Origin of the sequence: Kordiimonas aquimaris (assembly GCF_025574485.1) — a bacterium.
GTDB lineage: Bacteria > Pseudomonadota > Alphaproteobacteria > Sphingomonadales > Kordiimonadaceae > Kordiimonas > Kordiimonas aquimaris.
On the sequence record NZ_JAOBPO010000003.1, the window covers coordinates 653590 to 671563 of the forward strand.

At 45.4% G+C, this 17974-nt stretch carries 18 protein-coding genes, 1 tRNA gene and 1 pseudogene; 6 read left to right on the top strand and 14 right to left on the bottom strand.

Annotated elements, in window-relative coordinates:
- Nucleotides 1-77: 77 nt before the first annotated feature.
- Entirely contained in the window at nt 78-533 is a 456-nt protein-coding gene (locus OEU88_RS12800) for a DnaJ domain-containing protein (protein ID WP_262695582.1), read from the bottom strand.
- Complete coding sequence (locus tag OEU88_RS12805; protein WP_262695583.1) at nt 530-1399, bottom strand: division plane positioning ATPase MipZ; 870 nt, start codon at nt 1397-1399, stop codon at nt 530-532. The genes OEU88_RS12800 and OEU88_RS12805 overlap by 4 nt, the downstream gene beginning before the upstream one ends.
- 224 nt (nt 1400-1623) lie before the next feature.
- Between OEU88_RS12805 and OEU88_RS12810 the strand changes: the two genes are divergently transcribed.
- Together OEU88_RS12810 and panC are read left to right on the top strand one after the other, a co-directional pair.
- Nucleotides 1624-2568, top strand: a complete 945-nt coding sequence (locus tag OEU88_RS12810; RefSeq protein ID WP_262695584.1) for a glucosaminidase domain-containing protein — start codon at nt 1624-1626, stop codon at nt 2566-2568.
- A 1-nt stretch (nt 2569) separates the two neighbouring features.
- Nucleotides 2570-3421: a pantoate--beta-alanine ligase gene (gene panC, locus OEU88_RS12815; RefSeq protein WP_262695585.1), complete on the top strand. Its 852-nt coding sequence runs from the start codon at nt 2570-2572 to the stop codon at nt 3419-3421.
- Between the two features lie 67 nt (nt 3422-3488).
- Here the strand turns inward: panC and OEU88_RS12820 are convergent, their stop codons facing one another.
- The 6 genes from OEU88_RS12820 to OEU88_RS12845 all read right to left on the bottom strand — a co-directional run bounded on the left by OEU88_RS12820 (nt 3489) and on the right by OEU88_RS12845 (nt 10289).
- Nucleotides 3489-5087 carry a M20/M25/M40 family metallo-hydrolase gene (locus OEU88_RS12820; protein ID WP_262695586.1) on the bottom strand — a complete coding sequence of 533 codons (1599 nt, stop codon included), beginning with the start codon at nt 5085-5087 and terminating at the stop codon, nt 3489-3491.
- Nucleotides 5088-5152: 65 nt separating this feature from the next.
- Nucleotides 5153-5959 carry a response regulator gene (locus OEU88_RS12825; protein WP_262695587.1) on the bottom strand — a complete coding sequence of 269 codons (807 nt, stop codon included), beginning with the start codon at nt 5957-5959 and terminating at the stop codon, nt 5153-5155.
- 28 nt (nt 5960-5987) lie between these two features.
- Nucleotides 5988-7430 carry a magnesium transporter gene (mgtE, locus tag OEU88_RS12830; protein ID WP_262695588.1) on the bottom strand — a complete coding sequence of 481 codons (1443 nt, stop codon included), beginning with the start codon at nt 7428-7430 and terminating at the stop codon, nt 5988-5990.
- Nucleotides 7431-7757: 327 nt separating this feature from the next.
- Complete coding sequence (locus tag OEU88_RS12835; protein WP_262695589.1) at nt 7758-8177, bottom strand: VOC family protein; 420 nt, start codon at nt 8175-8177, stop codon at nt 7758-7760.
- A 287-nt stretch (nt 8178-8464) separates the two neighbouring features.
- On the bottom strand, nt 8465-9172 hold the full coding sequence (locus OEU88_RS12840; protein ID WP_262695590.1) for a type 1 glutamine amidotransferase: 708 nt from the start codon (nt 9170-9172) through the stop codon (nt 8465-8467).
- A gap of 406 nt (nt 9173-9578) precedes the next feature.
- Nucleotides 9579-10289 (bottom strand): GntR family transcriptional regulator, encoded by a 711-nt coding sequence (locus tag OEU88_RS12845; RefSeq protein ID WP_262695591.1) that lies wholly within the window; start codon nt 10287-10289, stop codon nt 9579-9581.
- Nucleotides 10290-10655: 366 nt separating this feature from the next.
- Here OEU88_RS12845 and OEU88_RS12850 point away from each other — a divergent pair, with 366 nt between their 5' ends.
- Both OEU88_RS12850 and OEU88_RS12855 read left to right on the top strand, forming a co-directional pair.
- Nucleotides 10656-12068 (top strand): aminotransferase, encoded by a 1413-nt coding sequence (locus OEU88_RS12850; protein ID WP_262695592.1) that lies wholly within the window; start codon nt 10656-10658, stop codon nt 12066-12068.
- 34 nt (nt 12069-12102) lie between these two features.
- Entirely contained in the window at nt 12103-12567 is a 465-nt protein-coding gene (locus OEU88_RS12855) for a GNAT family N-acetyltransferase (protein ID WP_262695593.1), read from the top strand.
- A gap of 108 nt (nt 12568-12675) precedes the next feature.
- On the opposite strand, the gene fghA is transcribed toward OEU88_RS12855, so the two are convergent.
- Nucleotides 12676-13518 (bottom strand): S-formylglutathione hydrolase, encoded by an 843-nt coding sequence (gene fghA / locus OEU88_RS12860; RefSeq protein WP_262695594.1) that lies wholly within the window; start codon nt 13516-13518, stop codon nt 12676-12678.
- A 2-nt stretch (nt 13519-13520) separates the two neighbouring features.
- On the bottom strand, nt 13521-14624 hold the full coding sequence (locus OEU88_RS12865; RefSeq protein WP_262695595.1) for an S-(hydroxymethyl)glutathione dehydrogenase/class III alcohol dehydrogenase: 1104 nt from the start codon (nt 14622-14624) through the stop codon (nt 13521-13523).
- 105 nt (nt 14625-14729) lie between these two features.
- Between OEU88_RS12865 and OEU88_RS12870 the strand changes: the two genes are divergently transcribed.
- A complete protein-coding gene (locus OEU88_RS12870; protein ID WP_262695596.1) occupies nt 14730-14852 on the top strand; it encodes a hypothetical protein in 123 nt (40 codons plus the stop codon).
- Nucleotides 14853-14890: 38 nt separating this feature from the next.
- On the opposite strand, the gene OEU88_RS12875 is transcribed toward OEU88_RS12870, so the two are convergent.
- A tRNA-Leu gene (locus OEU88_RS12875) sits at nt 14891-14977 on the bottom strand.
- 82 nt (nt 14978-15059) lie between these two features.
- On the bottom strand, nt 15060-15302 hold the full coding sequence (locus OEU88_RS12880; protein WP_262695597.1) for a FliM/FliN family flagellar motor switch protein: 243 nt from the start codon (nt 15300-15302) through the stop codon (nt 15060-15062).
- A gap of 169 nt (nt 15303-15471) precedes the next feature.
- Between OEU88_RS12880 and lipB the strand changes: the two are divergent.
- A pseudogene (lipB, locus tag OEU88_RS12885) lies at nt 15472-16095 on the top strand (lipoyl(octanoyl) transferase LipB); the annotation flags it as partial.
- A gap of 151 nt (nt 16096-16246) precedes the next feature.
- Here lipB and OEU88_RS12890 read toward each other — a convergent pair.
- Both OEU88_RS12890 and argE read right to left on the bottom strand, forming a co-directional pair.
- On the bottom strand, nt 16247-16714 hold the full coding sequence (locus tag OEU88_RS12890) for a PAS domain-containing protein (protein WP_262695599.1): 468 nt from the start codon (nt 16712-16714) through the stop codon (nt 16247-16249).
- Between the two features lie 98 nt (nt 16715-16812).
- Complete coding sequence (argE, locus tag OEU88_RS12895) at nt 16813-17973, bottom strand: acetylornithine deacetylase (RefSeq protein WP_262695600.1); 1161 nt, start codon at nt 17971-17973, stop codon at nt 16813-16815.
- Between the last annotated feature and the right edge of the window lies 1 nt (nt 17974).

A 17974-nucleotide genomic window follows, 5' to 3' on the forward strand; every position in this document is an offset into this window, starting at 1 on the left:
GTTTATAGATCAATATAAATGAGTAACCATGACACATTGTCAATATGTCAGGCGCTTGATGCTAACAATATAAGAAACTATTCGCCGAGAAGCGTTTTACGGGCATCATTCAGCTTTGCAGCCATCCAATCGGAACCGCCTTTATCAGGATGAACCTGCCCCATCAATCGGCGGTAAGCCGCATTAACGGTTTCCTTGTCGGCACCCTCATCAAGACCAAGAACTTCAAGGGCTTCGCTTTTGGACATGGATTTGTTGCCGCGCGTTGGCGATTGCCCGTTATTACTTATATTACCTAAAACACGCCCTAAAATTGACGGGCCAAACATTCTAAACGCAGCAAAAGCTGCCGGAAATATGGCAAAAAGGCCGCGACCAGTTGCCAACAAGAGCATAGCCAAGACGACGCATACGCCAACAATACCCCAAAGAAGCCCGCTTTTTGCCGATTTAACATCAGCATTTGCCCACCAATTGAGAAGTAAAAGTAACAGACCCGCGAGCAACAGGCCTATAAAGAGATAACCGATCATGCGTTGCCTTCCCCTTTGCTGCGAAAAGGCAACTGTAAAGCATTTATCAATGCTCGCAATTCCTGCCTCGCTGCAACGTTAGACATGGACAGACCTTTACCGTCCAATCCGCCTTCGTGTTTTAAATCAATCAATGTCAGGCCACGCAAGAACAATTCCCTGTAGACAACACGTTCACCAAGGCCTGGAATGTACCGCAAACCGATACGATTGCCGAGCTCCGATAACACAGCCTCAACACGTTCTTTGTTTTTTGCGTGAAGTGTTCCAACACGATTTCTGAGCACAACCCAATCAATTTTACCACCATCCGCCATCGCGCGGCGCTGGCGTGCTTTCCAGACCATTTCAGCATAAAGGCTTGGGCCCTGCACTTTATATGTTACCGGATCAGTCCGTGCGAGCAAATCAAGGTCAACAAAACTATCATTTACAGGCGTCACCAAGGTATCTGCAGCTGTATGCGCTAATCTCGATAGGTATGTATCACTGCCGGGACAATCAATCACTACAACATCGACATTGCCCGCAAGCTTCAAATAAGCCTCTTCAAAGCGTTGTTTTTCGTCCGCCTCTGCAGCATCTGCTGATCGCAATTCAGACCGGGGCACAACAAGTTCTTGCGGCAAAGGCAAGTCACTGCCTCTATCTGCACAATATTTCCGTCTATTTTCGATATAGCGCGTTAAACTTTTCTGCCGGGCATCCAAGTCAATTGTGCCAACCTTATAACCTTCACTCAGTAACGATACCACGATGTGCATCGCGGTTGTTGATTTTCCAGAACCACCCTTTTCATTACCTAGAACAATTAAATAAGGACGATCTGGAATCGTGTTTTCTACCTTAACGTCGCCGTTGGGCACACTGAAACTCCACAAAACGAAATACGATTACTTTATGCAACACTTGGAGCTTGTTTCATACCCTGAAGAGCTGCGGGATGGTCATACGCCATTGCACACAAATATAATAGTCAGATATAAAAGAAAATAACGTTGCTTGTAAGTGCAACGATATAGCAAGAACTTGCTTGTATAGTGCTGTTACTAACTAGATACCAATTCGTATCAACGGAGTAAGCAAAAGAGTGCGAGATCAAATTCGTCAATATACAGGCTTTCTGCTGCTTATAGCGCTCTTGGCAATCATACCAATTGGTGCCGCGCGTCATTTATTAAGCCAGTCAAGAAATGATGCGCTGGTTCCTGATAAACCAAACTATCTGTCTCATCAGTATCCGCCAAGCGGCGACTCAGAGATGACACCACGCTTGTCGCAGCTACTAGGCAACAACATGAAAGAAGTTGACGCAGTACCGCGTACCTTCCTTGCAAAACTGCCTGAGAATTTACCTGACATACAAGACGCTAAATATCGGAAGCAAATATTTATATCTGCAATGCTACCACTGGTTTTACGCGCTAATGAGCTAATAGTAGCTGATCGCGGCAGACTTATCGCAATTAAATCACGCATCAAAAATACCGGCGCAGCGGGAAAACGACAACGAAACTGGTTGGAAACTATGGCGAAGCGTTACCGCGTTAAAATATCCACACCAGCTAAAACAGCAGAAATCGACCGCTTATTGCTGAAAGTTGATGTGATTCCGCCTTCGCTCGCGTTAGCTCAAGCCGCAATGGAGTCTGGTTGGGGCTCCAGCTATTTCGCGCAAGAAGGCAATGCCCTGTTTGGACAATGGGTTTGGGGTGATGCTCAAGGCATTTTACCGCGATCCAGAGACGAAGGGAAAACCCACCGCATCAAGAAGTTTGAATATCTACTTGATAGCGTTCGTAGCTACATGACCAACCTCAACAGGCATAAAAGCTATAAAGGGTTGCGTGATCGACGTGCTGAACTACGCAAGCATAGCCTAATGCTGACAGGCAGCGCTCTTGCCCCCGCTCTGGTAGACTACTCTGAACGCGGCGCCGATTATGTGGGCGATATTCTATCAATCATTAATTACAACGACCTCGACGGTCTCGACAACGCACAATTAACCTCCAATACACAGCAAAGCCGTTAACATGAGCACATTACCTGCTGTCGTGCGCACCGTAACGGAACTGCGCGCATTCATATCGGACCAACGGAATTTAGGCCACAGTATAGGACTGGTTCCGACTATGGGTGCATTACATCATGGTCATCTGTCACTTGTTGACGTCATTTCACAGCATGTAGATACACCCATTGTCTCAATTTTTGTAAACCCCACGCAATTTGGTGAAGGTGAAGATTTTTCAGAATACCCAAGGACCGAACAAGCTGACTTGGAAAAACTGGCAACAACAAACACTGCGCTTGTCTATGCGCCATCTGTCGAGGAAATGTATCCAAACGGAGATGTTACAACTGTAACTGTCGACCAAATAACAGAAATGTTCGAAGGCACCGAGCGTCCGGGCCATTTTGCAGGCGTTGCTACTGTTGTTTCAAAACTTCTGCTTCAGTGTATGCCCAATGTTGCTATTTTTGGCGAAAAAGACTTCCAGCAACTTGCTGTTATCAAAAGGTTCGTGAAAGACCTTCATATCCCAGTAAATGTTATTGGTGGCCCAATCATTCGTGAAGCTGACGGCCTCGCTGCATCTTCCCGCAATGTATACCTTAACGCTACCGAGCGAAAAACAGCAGGGCAACTCAATGTCATACTGAAAAATATGATAAAATCCGTCCGTGATGGCGAACCAATAAAGCAAGCGGAAAACAAAACCACTCAACAATTGCTGGATGCTGGTTTCTCAAGCGTGGATTATGTGTCCGTGGTTGAACCTGAAACGCTTAAACCGATGGAAGAACTAGCGATGCCAGCGCGTTTAGTTGCTGTTGCACGCATTGGTAAGGTTCGCTTACTGGACAATATGCCCATTGAGTAGGCAACATTATACAGCGCAAACAAAAGAAGCGCCCGAAGGCGCTTCGATATAACTCGCATACCTAATGCTACTCTTCTATAACCGGCACTTCCGGCGCTACTGGCATTGGTTTACGCGGTAACTTTTCATCCCGCATTGCAGCATTGTAGATAAAGGCCGCCATAATCACAGACGCCTGCTTCAAGTCTTCTTCATATACATGATCAAAGGTATCAATTTGGCTATGATGCAACTGGCTACCATAATCCAATGGATCCTGAATGAACTGAAAGCCTGGCAAACCGATATCATCAAACGGCTCATGGTCAGTACCACTTGTCGAGTTAAGCGTAACGGTGTCAGCGCCCAAATCATGGAAAGGTTTTAACCATTCCTCAAAAATTGGCACAATGGCGGCGTTACCTTCTCCGTATACACCGCGAATTTTTCCAGAACCATTATCTAGATTAAAGTAAGCGGAGAAACGGTCATACTCAGGTTTCAGTGTCATTGGGAACTGGCCATAGTACTTCTCATAAGAGCCCATGTATTGCAGCTTCTCATCTTTGTTTTCAGGCCGTTCTACAAGGTGGTCCATTACATATTGTTGAGAGCCATAATAACCCTGCTCTTCACCGCCCCAAAGACCAACACGGATTGTTCGCTTTGGTTCAACACCAATTGCTTTAAGAATACGAACAGCTTCCATGACAACTGCAACGCCTGCACCATCATCTGCCGCACCATCCCCGACAAACCAGCTATCAAGGTGTGCACCAGCAACGACAACTTCAGGCCTGCGTCCTTTTCCTGGAATGTCTGCAAGTGTGGAATAGCTTTTTGTATCTTCCGTATAGAAGGTAGCATCGACATCAATGCTCATTCTTACAGTTTCACCATTTTCAAGCATGCGCGCCATCCGGGAATAATGTTCCCATGCCATACCAATTCCTGGAATTGTCGCATTTTTGCCGGCTTTATATTGATAAGATGTTGCTTCAATCAACATTGCTTTGCGCGGCGAGCGGCGCACCATTGCAATCGCACCCTCTTTGGCCAGGAACTGCTCTAGTTCATAGAAAAAACTTTTGTATTTACGCCAACCTTCTGTGCCAGCTTCAGGGTCTCCGGTCGGCACATTATAATCAGTGATTTTTTCCAAACCTTTATCGTCATGGCGCGTGAAAACCTGATTTGAAGGTGGTTTCTGAGATGGCACAGAATGTACCATAACAATCTTGCCTGAAAGTTTACCTTCCCATTTAGAGAAATCGTCCGCTGACCTTATAGGCGCATGAACAACCTCGCCTTCAATAACGCCGTCCGTGCCCGGGTGCCATGTCAAAGGCAAAGCATATAACTGCGTGCGGCGCGGGGCTATCATAAACATTTCAGAGCGCTCTGCAGTCCAGCCATAGCCAAACTCGAACCCTTCCAAACGTGCATCTTTAAGGCCCCATTCAGTTAACTTATCACGCGTCCAGTTATTAGCTTCCAACATGGCTGGCGAGCCAGTCAGTCGTGGGCCAATTCCATCGGTCAGATGCTGGAGTGTTTCCATTACTTGTGAACGATTAAAACCTTCGTCACGAATTTTATTGATAACATCTAGATTAACCGTCTCTGCAGCATTTGCTGACATTGACATTGTGGCCGCAAACACGCCCGCAAGAACCAGGTTCTTCATCCCCATCTCCCTTTTACATTGATACACCTTGACCGATCCTCATAAGTCAAAATGCATCAATAATATTATTGATCTAGTCCCTTATTGTACCAATCATAGTCGAAAAATTGCTTAAGTGGTTCGACACCCGACAGGACAAATCGTGTATCACACGCCCAATCGTCAAATCTCATAAAAAGCGGCCAAATGTCGTTTTTCCACGATATGTCGAGGCCGCGAACAGCACTCACCGCATAATCGGGAAAGCGTACCATGTCACCAAATCCCTGTGATTCCTCAATAGCTATCTTTGATAAGCGACCCAGAAAACATATGCGTTCGACTAATCGTTCCCCAAATGTTTCCGGTAATGCTGCCAGTTCGTCACTAACACGAGCAGAAATTCGACGCAGTACATCAGGGTTTATCTGCATATGGTCTTCTACGTTACTGAATGTATCACCCGTAACTGTATTTGCTGCTGTTAACGCACGTCGACGTACGTCTGTTGGTAGCTCGGTAAAGCCACCCACCATCCAAAATGCAATGCGGTTACGTAGTTTCTCAATAGAGCCGCCTTTGATGATAAAATCATCACCCCCTGCCCGCAAACCACTACGCACAATATCAATATCGTCATAGCCTGTTAAAAATACCACCGGCATCGTTTTCAATCCCGATCGTTCAAGATTAGCAACAAAGTCAAAACCACCTTCACCTGGCATTTGTACATCTGTGATAACTAGGGCTGGTTGGTAGGCTCGCGTATACTGCATTCCCTCTTCTGCTGTCGCTGCAATGATAGCTTCAAAGCCAAAGTGCTGTACCGCGGCAGCATGTAGCTGCAGTACAATAGGTTCATCATCAACGAGTAATATCGGGCCTGTCTTCATATATAATTATGGTCTTATCCACTCCCCGCTAAAGCAAAAAATAAGCAGCGAGGCTCAAAAAACCAAAGAAACCAACGACATCAGTGATTGTCGTCACAAAAACACTGGATGCAATCGCTGGATCAATCTCGAGTTTATGAAGTGTTATCGGTATCATCATCCCAGAAAATCCCGCTACAAAGATATTGACCATCATGGCAACGGCGAACACTACTGATAATATAAAATCGCCGAACCAAAAGTAAGCAACCACGCCAGATAATACCGAGAGTGCGCCGCCATTTAAGCTGGCTGCAGCAAGCTCACGCATCATTACGCGCAATGCATTTGTGGAACTGATTTCGCGTGTAGCAATCGCACGCACCGCAACAGTCATTGTTTGTGTACCTGCATTGCCTCCCATAGATGCAACGATCGGCATAAGAACCGCAAGCGCAACCATTTGTTCAATTGTTGCATCGAATGCCCCAATAACAATAGACGCTAATATAGCAGTCCCTAAATTGACAAATAGCCATGTAAACCGGCCCTTGGTGATCTCGAAGAAATTCTCATTGAGGCCGGATTCTTCACCGACACCTGCCAACGCCAACAAGTCTTCCTCAGCCTCATCTCCAATGACGTCAACAACATCGTCAACGGTAATAACACCAACCAACCGCCCGCTATTGTCCACTACACCCGCTGAAATCAAGTGATATTTGGTAAATTGATAAGCCGCGTCTTCCTGATCCGCATTCGCATCAATCAAAAACGGGTCGGCATCCATCAATTCGCCAATAGTAACAGGCCGTTTTGTACGCATCAGGCGTGAGAGGGGCAAGGTACCAACAGGGTGATGCGATGGGTCTACAACGAACAAATCATAAAAATCATCAGGAATATCAGGTGCGGCAGACCGCAAAAAATCAATCGTTTGACCAACGGTCCAGAATTCAGGCAGAGCAACCAGATCGCGCTGCATCAATCGCCCTGCAGAGTCTTCCGGATAACTTAAGTTCTCTTCAATTGCGACCCGGTCATCCGTTGCCAAAGCTCCAAGAACTTCTTCACGGTCACTCCTGTCGAGCTCTTCAATGATGTATACAGCATCATCGGTGTCCAGTTCGGTGACAGCATCTGCAATTTGTTCGTTGGGAACATGTTCATAGAGGTCATCTTGTGCCTCACCTTCAACCTCAATGAGTACTTCGGGGTCGAGTTGGTCACCTATCAGGCCAATTAGTTTAACACGCTTACTCGAAGGTAAGGTTTCCAACAAATCAGCAACGTCAGCGGCATGAATTTCGCCGAGCAAATCCTGAATACGATCACTATCATCAATCTTCACTGCATCTTGCAACTCATCCATGAATGGACGGCTTAAGTGAACATCAGTTTGCGGAATATCCAAAATATCAGCAGCTATCGCAACAGCATCATCAAGCGCTTCAACTTTTGACTCTTCATTATTGTTTTCAGCTTGTGTCACAATCGCCCTCCCAAACATTAGCCGTAATTAAGCCAGTGAATGATTGTTGATCAATTGATAGAAGAAACCCGGACAGGAAGCTAGTATTGCATGCGAAAACAGGCGATATAGTTTCAGGTACCGCGATTTTTTACTCAAGGATTAAGTTTATTGCAGCAATAGTTACTAACTACTAAAACGAGAGCAATTAGATGCTGTGTTATGAGCATATACAGGTATTTTGGCCTGCCTACAGCAGACCATCCACACAATCTTACTGTTTGCAGCATAGTAGCATACTTATGCCACCATACTGTCTATGTCACTTGATGCAGAAACGTATAATCGTCAAACGTCAGGGAATAGAACCTCAGGATTTTTCATCGTCTTGATCTCTAGGATATTATTATTTGGATCAGCAATAAAAAAGGTTTCTTGCTCGTATTTATCACCCGAGAAACGACGATAAGGCTCATCAATATACTTAAGTCCTGCTGCGGCAATGCGTTCTTTGAGCGCGTCAAAATCGCTCTGCGTCAGGTGAACCCCAAAATGAGGCACCAACACAGCGCCCATATCAACATCATGGCGAACAGAAGGTAACTGCTCTTCGCTTTGATGCAATGTCAGCTCATTGCCCCAGAAATTGACATCAACCCATCGCCCTTTTTCGCTGTTCCCAAGCGTGCAACCAAAAACATCGGTATAAAACTTTACAGTGGTTTCCAGATCACCAGCTGGAATAGCAAGATGTACGATAGCAGACATAGGTATCCTCATTTAGTTTCGCTTGTAACTCTATAGAGGAAATAAGTGATATGAGTAAGAGGAATTATTCGCAATATCGCAGATTGTTATATGTTTTGCATCTACATCAAGGCAGTTTGTAGTGTTACATAGCCGCCTATTAATCCGCCGCCCTCACTACAGCATGTTTGCAAGCAATGTTTTCGACACTCAGTAGATAGGGCATGCATATTGTGAGTTGAAATTATACTATAACTAAAACTGACATTAACTTGGCCCAATCATAACTATTTATTCTTCAGCACCCGTTAAGCATTTGCAAACTCGATAAATAATGACTGAATATATACTGCGCTATTTGGCCTATCTAATGAACGAAGGGCTTTATCTGCAACGCCTTTAGAGACTGTTATGCCTCTGCGCGCTAGCAGTAAGTCTCTTTCATAATCCGCGGTAAATTCTGGGTGGGCTTGAACTGAAATAGCTTGATCGCCGTATTGCAGCCCTGCAATCGGACAAAAGTCAGACTTAGCAATAACTTTACTACCATCTGGCGCTTTTACCACCTGATCCTGATGCCAGGCATATAATGATACAGGTCTTACAGTACCATCGGCAGAGGTCACATCATAATCCATCAAACCGACACCAAGACCTTTGTCGCTTTTCTCAACACAACCACCTAAAGCTTGCGCCATTATTTGATGCCCAAAACAAATGCCAATGAGCTTTTTATTTCGATGAAAAGCTTCACGTATCAAGTTTTCAAGCGGTAAAATCCATTTGTGTGGCTCGTAAACACCGTGTTTAGAACCGGTAATAATATAAAGATCATAAGCATCAATATCGTCAGGGAAATGGTTATCCAAAACCCTGAACGTATCTATTTCATCCGGTGCTTTCTTAAACAATGTTTTACACATTTCATCATAGTCACCGTGCTCTGCCAATGCAGACTCAATCGCTCGGCCTGTTTGTAAAATGGCCACTTTTATATCCGGCCTCAATTCAACCATTACATTTTGCCTTTACAGTTATAAAACCAACCATCACCTTCAACATCTAATATGTCGTAAGCATCTATAAACTGCTGTGTCCAGACGGTAACTCCCACAAGCGCAGAACACACTTAATCAGAGTTGGCATCGCTAGTTTGCACATTCATTGCTTTAGCGTCCGCACACATGAAGCACGATTAAGCCAAAAAGACAGATCATGCACAAATTTTCTGAATCTGGTAAATTTGTGAAAAAGCTAGCGCTGGTAGGCTAATATATCAATAAAATATAATTTTGTGATCACATTTACAAGAAGTATCCATAACTGTCAAAGCAACAACTACTAACAACATCACCACACAGAGACATTGCAAAAACGATGCAAATAGCAATGAAAGATATTTACAGTTAATATGTTTTAGAATTAGCGCTTTGATTCGGCGTCTTCTACGTCGATTGTGTTCATGCCGTGTTCGATATCAGCCATGATAGCCGATTTAAGCCTTTCGGCATCGCATTCTTTGAATGCTCTCACTGCTTCCTTGTGTTTATCATCAATCAAGCAAGAAGTACCTAAACGCCCTATGACCTGCCGCATAAATGGGCCAAATTGAAGCCATAAACTTTCGACCAGGCCCAAAATGACTGTCGCGTCAGAGGCCTTGTATAATTCAAAATGAAAATCGCGATTGAAGCGAGAATAACCCAGCACGTCACCCTTCCGGATAGCTTCATCCAACAACGCATCGCTTTGTTCGAGAGATCGAATTACCTTATTTTTTTCTCTAACACGCTTGGCAACATTCGCTAACGCCGCCTCTGCCAATAAAGGTTCTAGCGCAAGCCGTGCCGCCTTAATTTCTAACAATCGCTCTTTCGTCATTCGAGAAATCATGACACGACGCGTTGGCGTCAACTCTAGCGCACCCAAAGCAACCAAACGCCGAATAGCTTCACGCGCGGGCATAGCACTAACTTCAAACTCAGCCGCCAATCGGCGCATGGAAATAGCTCTTCCAGGAACCAGCTCGCCAGCCATCAAGGCTTCACGCAGCCTGCCGTATACTTGCTCATGAATGTAAGAACCTTGCTCTTGAAGCTTTCCTTCATCAGTTAGCGCAAGCTTTTCAACCATATTCTTAACCTATGCCTTGCGTTTACAGGAACACCATAGTTATGGGGCTATGTTTCCTTTGGCAGGTCATAGCATATCGTCTTTTTTAAAAAAGCCTTCACAGCCGATTACTTAAAACAATCCTATGATAATTATCTAACTGACTCAGGTTGATCGTTGACCTTTTGGTCAATTTGTGATCACATAATTATAACATTTAATTTAACTTTCACCAATACATTGAGTAAAAAATAAATTTGATAATCAAACGCTGGCTTTAAATAAAGAGCAATGCAGCACAAGGGACAATAAAGTACAGTTTCAACAGCCCGTTTGAGCACAATAAGTTAGCTACTATTTCCAAGGTGGAAGCATAAAGGATAAAACATGGCTACAGATCATGAAACAGCAGCCCTAAACGCATCAACTGATAAAGCCGATACTGCGCGATACCAAGCCTTAGACAGCGCGCACCATCTGCACCCCTTTACCGTTCACCATGAACTAAGAGATCAGAAACCGCGCGTAATTTCCCACGGTAAAGGCGTATATCTCTGGGACAGTGATGGAAATCGTATCATTGATGGCATGGCTGGCCTATGGTGCACTCAACTTGGTTACGGCGTTGAAGGGTTGGCAGACGCTGCCTCTAGCGCCATTAAGAACCTTAGCTATTACAATACGTTTTTTCAAACCACGACGCCTGCTGTTGTTGAGCTAAGTGCTCTTATTGCTGAAAAAACACCTGCTGATCTTAATCAGATATTTTTTGCAAGCTCAGGTTCTGAAGCTAACGATTCAGCGATGAAACTTATTTGGTACTACTGGAATTTGAAAGGTAAGCCTCAAAAAAAGGCTATCATTAGCCGTAATCGAGCTTATCACGGCACAACAATTGGTGCGGCGAGCCTCACGGGCCTGCCCTTCATGCATGATATTTTCGACCTACCGCTTCCTAATATTCATCACATTGAACCAACCCCGCACTTCTACGATTATGCACAACCGGGAGAAAGTGAAACAGAGTTCGCAGCACGCAGTGCTCAAGCGCTAGAGGATAAAATCCTTGATCTTGGCCCGGAGAATGTAGCGGCATTCATAGGCGAACCTGTAATGGGCGCAGGCGGCCTGATGATACCGCCTGAGGGGTACTGGCAAAAAATTGAAGCTATTTGCCGCAAATATAATGTGCTGCTTTGGTCCGACGAAGTCATTTGTGGCTTCGGAAGAACCGGCTCTTGGTTTGGCTGCCAGACTTACGACTTCACACCTGACCTAATAACCATGGCAAAAGGTATGTCCAGTGGATATGTGCCAATCTCAGCCGTTGCACTAAACGAAGAAATTGCAAATACAATCGTTAGTTCTGACAACGAAATGGCCCATGGCTTCACCTATTCCGGGCATCCGGTAGCGTGCTCTATAGCGCTGCGCAATATCCAATTAATTGAAAGTATGGAGTTAGTTGGCGCTCGCGGCGAAAAAACATCAGCCTATTTCCAGAAAAGCCTCGCTGAACTGGGTGAACATCCTTTAGTAGGTCAAACAAGAGGGGTTGGTATGCTAGGTGCCCTTGAGTTGGTAAAAAACAAAAGCTCACAGCGCCGATATGAGCCAGAAGGTCGTGCTGGCGGGTTATGCCGGGATTTCTGTTTCTCGACAGGTGTAATTATGCGCGCCGTTGATGACACGATGTTCCTGTCGCCAGCACTCGTCATTACCGAAAGCGAAATTGATGAAATGTTCTCCTTAATTCGAAAGAGCCTCGACCTCACTCATAAAGCTTTAGCCGCGGAGTAGTTTTAATAATAACGCCTAATTCATAAAGACTCTCATGAAAATCACACAAGCACAGTTATCTGACGCAGGTAAAATAGCACCTTTATTTGACGCTTACAGGCAATTTTATGAGCAATCTTCTGATTTAACGGAGGCTAATAATTACCTGTGCATGCACTTAAAAAATGAAACCAGTGTGATCTTCATGGCTATCAGCGAAAATGGCCAGTGCATTGGCTTTACACAACTTTATCCAACTTTCTGCTCTGTAAGTATGCGGCCAGCATGGATACTTTATGACCTTTTTGTCAGCGAAGACGCACGCAAAAAGGGCGTTGCTGATCAGTTGATGCAAGCCGCACAAAATTTTGCTGCGCAATCCGGCGCAACATGGTTGCGACTAGAAACAGCGCTCACAAACATACCCGGACAAAAACTCTATGAAAAACTAGGCTGGAAACGCGAAAATGATTTCTACACTTACTTCTTTCATCTCACGTCTTCAGAACAGAACACATAATGAATGTAACAACGAAACAATATGACACCATCATATCGGTGCAGGGCACAGCGATCTGACTAAGCTCAAGATGCGGCATGCGCACAACAAGGCCACCGCATTATTATTTTAGGTCAAATACTGTGCATGATGGCGTAAATGGTCTTCAACGAAGGAGGCGATAAAGTAATACGAATGATCGTAACCTTCATGTTTCCTTAGATTTAATCTCTGCCCAACATTTTTACAGGCCGCGGCAAACAACTCAGGCTTGAGCTGATCACCAAGAAAATTATCTGCAAGCCCTTGATCAATGAGAATTTCAGCAAAACCTGATCTGTCTTCCGCTGATTGAATCAGTACGCATGCATCGTACTGTGACCACCTACTGGTATCTTCACCCAGATATGCAGCAAATGCTTTCTGCCCCCAAGGCACCTGCATAGGTGCCACAATCGGTGAAAAAGCAGAAATTGATTTGAAAATGCCTGCATTTCTGATCCCAATAGTTAAGGCACCATGCCCACCCATAGAATGTCCGGTAATACCTTGTGCATTCATATCTGCAGGGAAATTTCTGCGAACAAGTTCCTGCATCTCTTGCGTAATGTAATCATACATGCGGAAGTGCCGCGCCCACGGCTCTTTTGTGGCGTTCAGGTAAAACCCTGCCCCCTGACCCAAATCATAGGCATCATCGTTTGCCACGCCTTCACCGCGCGGGCTCGTATCTGGACAAATCACCATAATACCCAGTTCTGATGCTAAACGCTGAAAGCCAGCTTTGGTTGTTACATTTTCCTGTGTGCAGGTCAGGCCAGACAGATACCACAGCACAGGCACCTTTGTGCCATCGTGTGCTTGTGGCGGTATAAATACAGAAAACTCCATGTCCGTTTGCGTTGTTGATGAGGCATGCTTGTATACCCGCTGCTGACCGCCAAAGGCGATGGTTTCACTGGTGCATTCCATTATCAGAATTCCACCACGCTACGAATGCTCTCACCCGAGTGCATCAAATCAAAAGCCTTATTAATATCGTCTAATGGCATTTTGTGTGTGATAAGGTCATCAATATTGATTTTACCATCCATGTACCAGTCAACAATCTTAGGCACATCAGTACGACCACGCGCACCGCCAAAAGCGCTACCGCGCCAAACACGACCTGTCACCAACTGGAACGGGCGTGTAGAAATTTCTTGGCCTGCACCCGCAACACCAATAATAATGCTTTCGCCCCACCCTTTATGACAACACTCCAATGCCTGGCGCATCGTATTAACATTACCAATACATTCAAACGAATAGTCTGCGCCGCCGTTGGTAAGGTCCATGATGGCTTCCATCAAGTCGCATTCTTTTGGGTTAATAAAATCGGTCATGCCAAACTGACGACCCATTGCCTCACGCGCGTTGTTAATGTCCACACCAATAATTTTATTGGCTCCAACCATACGAGCGCCCTGAATAACGTTAAGGCCAATACCACCAAGGCCAAAGATCACAACATTCGAACCAGGCTCGACTTTCGCATCAAAAGCAACCGCCCCAACACCTGTGGTGACACCACAACCGATGTAACAGATCTTGTCGAACGGGGCATCTTTACGTACTTTGGCAAGCGCAATTTCTGGCAACACTGTATGATTAGAAAATGTTGAGCAGCCCATGTAATGCAGAATAGGTGTGCCATCGATGCTAAAACGGCTTGTGCCGTCCGGCATAACACCTTGGCCCTGTGTTTCGCGTATTGACTGACAAAGATTCGTCTTTGGATGCAAGCAGTAATCGCACTCTCGGCACTCTGGCGTGTAGAGCGGGATAACATGGTCACCCGGCTTCAAGCTTTTAACCCCTGCCCCGACTTCAACCACAACGCCTGCACCCTCATGACCCAAGATAGCCGGAAAAGCACCTTCAGGGTCATCACCTGACAACGTGAAAGCATCTGTATGGCATACACCGGTCGCTTTAATTTCAACCAGCACCTCGCCAGCCTTGGGTCCTTCAAGGTCCACGGTTTCAAGTGAAAGTGGTTTACCCGCGCCCCAAGCAATAGCTGCACGTGTTTTCATGTTATGGCTCCTTGCAATTACCAAGTGATTTGTTCGCCACTTTATGTGGGACGCTTTAGGGAAACAATAGACGATGTAAAAACATATTGTTACCCACAGGAAACAATGAAAAATAACCTAAACAGCATTACCGAATTTATTTATGCGGTTGATTTTGGCTCGCTTACTGAGGCCGCCAGCAAACCTCGTGCATCCAAAGCGGAAGATATAAAAAAGGCAACCCTTTGAAGGAATTGCCCTATTTCATAAACAATGGTAAAATGTTTTGGTGCGGCCGAGAAGACTCGAACTTCCACGGGCCGAAGCCCACAGCGACCTCAACGCTGCGCGTCTACCAATTCCGCCACGGCCGCAAGATCGGGCGATTATCTATCAGCTAAGCCAACCGCCTGCAAGCGTAAAAAGACATTGATATGTGACAAAATGTTTCAGCGCCTAGACTTGTAACTGACTCATCATACGCGTAATGGAAACGCCAATCTTTTCACCAACAATCATAATCTCGCCGCGTGCAAACAATTCACCATTTGCATATATCCAGCATTCGTCCTCGTGCTTGGCATCAAGATCAATGACAGCACCGCGGCCCATCTTGAGAAGTTGCCGGACGGGCATAGCAGTACGCCCAAGAACGACTGTTATCTCAACGCTAACTCTGCCTACGGCTTCAACATTCATATGATTAACTCTATTCCAGTAACATGATCAAAGATGATGCTTACACAGCGAACCTTATCATTTCGTTAACCATAAGCATTCCGTGTAAGGTTTTAGCAAAAACTTGGCGCAGGCATGAAAACACGTTAAACCCCGTTTATATATCACGGGTCCAATAAGGTAAGACACGATGTCTCTAGAATGGCGCATAACAGACGAATTGGTTGCATACCCTGATGCACTGAGTGAAATGGAAGCCCGCGTAGAAGCAATTCGCGCAGGAACAGAGCCAGAGCTCGTGTGGCTTCTGGAACACCCACCGCTTTATACAGCTGGCACAAGCGCTGATATCGCTGATCTCATAGATCCTGAGCGCTTCCCTGTGTACGATGCAGGCCGTGGCGGCGAATATACATATCATGGCCCAGGCCAAAGAGTTGGTTACTTTTTGCTAGACCTCAAAAAACGTGGCCGCGATGTAAGGCAGTTTGTTTACAGCCTCGAGGAAGTCATCATTCGATCACTCGCAAAATTTAACGTCGTTGCAGAACGCCGCAATGGCCGTGTCGGTGTATGGGTTGAACGCGGCGCCGGCCGAGAAGACAAAGTCGCTGCAATTGGTGTTCGCGTGCGCAAGTGGGTCACGTATCATGGCATTGCCATCAACGTAGAACCCGATCTTAATCATTTTGACGGGATCGTACCTTGCGGCATTTCAGAACACGGCGTGACCAGTATGTCTGATCTTGGCTTGCCGATAACTCTCAACGATCTTGATGTTGTCATTAAAGATGTTTTTGATGAAGTATTTGGCATAGAGCCGCGCCCTATGCACCTTTCGGCAACACCAGCGCCTGAGAAAAAGGTAACAAAAATGCCATTTGAAGCCATGCCAACAGAAAATAACGAGCAAGATGTTTCAAATCCAATTGAAGCAACACATCCCGTTTTCCAGATATAGCCAATTAACCCGGCTTCAAAATATGGATGAAATGATCAACATTGTTGCCTGTCGCGGAAAGCGGAAGATGCAACACTTGAAAGTTTAGAAAGCCTCTCCCTTGCACCGGAACACGCCCCGTTCTCAAACCAATAAATGGGCCAGTCACTAATTTTTCAAAATAACGACGAGTTATCTCCACTTGCTCAGGCGCAACCGATTCACTCAGTAGCTCTCCAGTCAAGTTACGCGCAAATACTTCAACAAGATCATCGCCGAAAATACGGAAGCGAAAACCGCCTTCTTCATATTTTGATAAAGCCAATTTAGAATGCCAGCCAATAAAGTCTCGAAATTCAAAATCTGACCAACTCGGCATCACTTTGGCGCCTCGTCTAGCAAAATATGTTTCTAAAATAGGCTTGAAATGAGGCAGATCTGGCATATCTCCCAAAGAAAACTGCTGCATTTCAAGCTGTTGGATGCTGCTCAATCAATCAACCCTTCAAAAGCATTTAGCAGCCCAAGTATAATACCTTTATCTTAATAGCTCACTAACGCATGCAGCAAGAAGGCCGTAGCGCTTGATTTTCAAGTGGCCATAGCTTCAGATAGGCGCTGCATAAAGCGCCCACACGCTTCAAGCTGTGTGACAGGCACAAACTCGTTAGGTTTATGTGCATGCGCGATATCACCGGGGCCACATACCACCACCGGAAATTCAAGGTTTTGAAAATGCCCACCCTCAGTACCAAATGCGATAACGGTTGAATCATTACGCTGTGCCAAAGCAAGGGCAAAACTTTCACCGTCCGCCCCTGGCTCTGATTTCAGTGGTGGCAAATAAGCCCACATTTCATTGGTAACGTTGCAATGCGGAAACTTCATGCGGATTCGCGGAACAACTTCATCATCCAGATATTGTTGATATTTCTTTGCTATTGCTGGGCCATCAACCGTTGGTAAAAATCTAAATTCCCAGTCAAATTCACAGTAGTTTGAGATAATATTAAACGCACTTCCACCAGAAATGGGGCCAATATTAAACGTGGTGTATGACGGCGAAAACGCATCATCAAAAGGGCCATTCTTCTTGGAATTCTGAGCCATTTCATCAATCATACTGATCAGCTCTGCAGCTACAACAACCGCATTAACCCCGTCATCTGGGCGGCTGGAATGTGCCTCCTGACCAATGACCTTCGTCTTCATTACATACTGACCCTTGTGTGCCGTAGCCACCTGCATTGAAGTAGGCTCACCGATCACAACAAGACGCGGCAAAGGAACATTCTCTTTAAGAAATGGCAGCATCTCCTGCACACCCAGGCAGCCGACCTCTTCATCAAAAGAAAAAGCCAAATGGATGGGTCGGGTTAACTTAGCTTTGGTAAAAACAGGTACATATGCAAGGACAACCGCAATAAACCCCTTCATGTCCGCCGTGCCTCGGCCGTAGAAATTGCCGTCTTTGTCAGTCATTTTAAACGGCGGCGTATGCCAGTCTTGTCCGTCCACTGGGACCACATCTGTATGGCCTGATAAGACAACACCGCCCGGCACATTAGGGCCAATGGTTGCTATTAAATTAGCCTTAGCCTGCTCAGCGGCATGTAAAACATGAGCATGCACACCATGCTTTGCCAAATATTTTTCAATATAATCAATCAATGCCAAGTTTGACCGATGACTAGTGGTGTCAAATCCAATCAGGTCACTCAGAATGTCCTTGGTATCTACTATCAAAGTCATG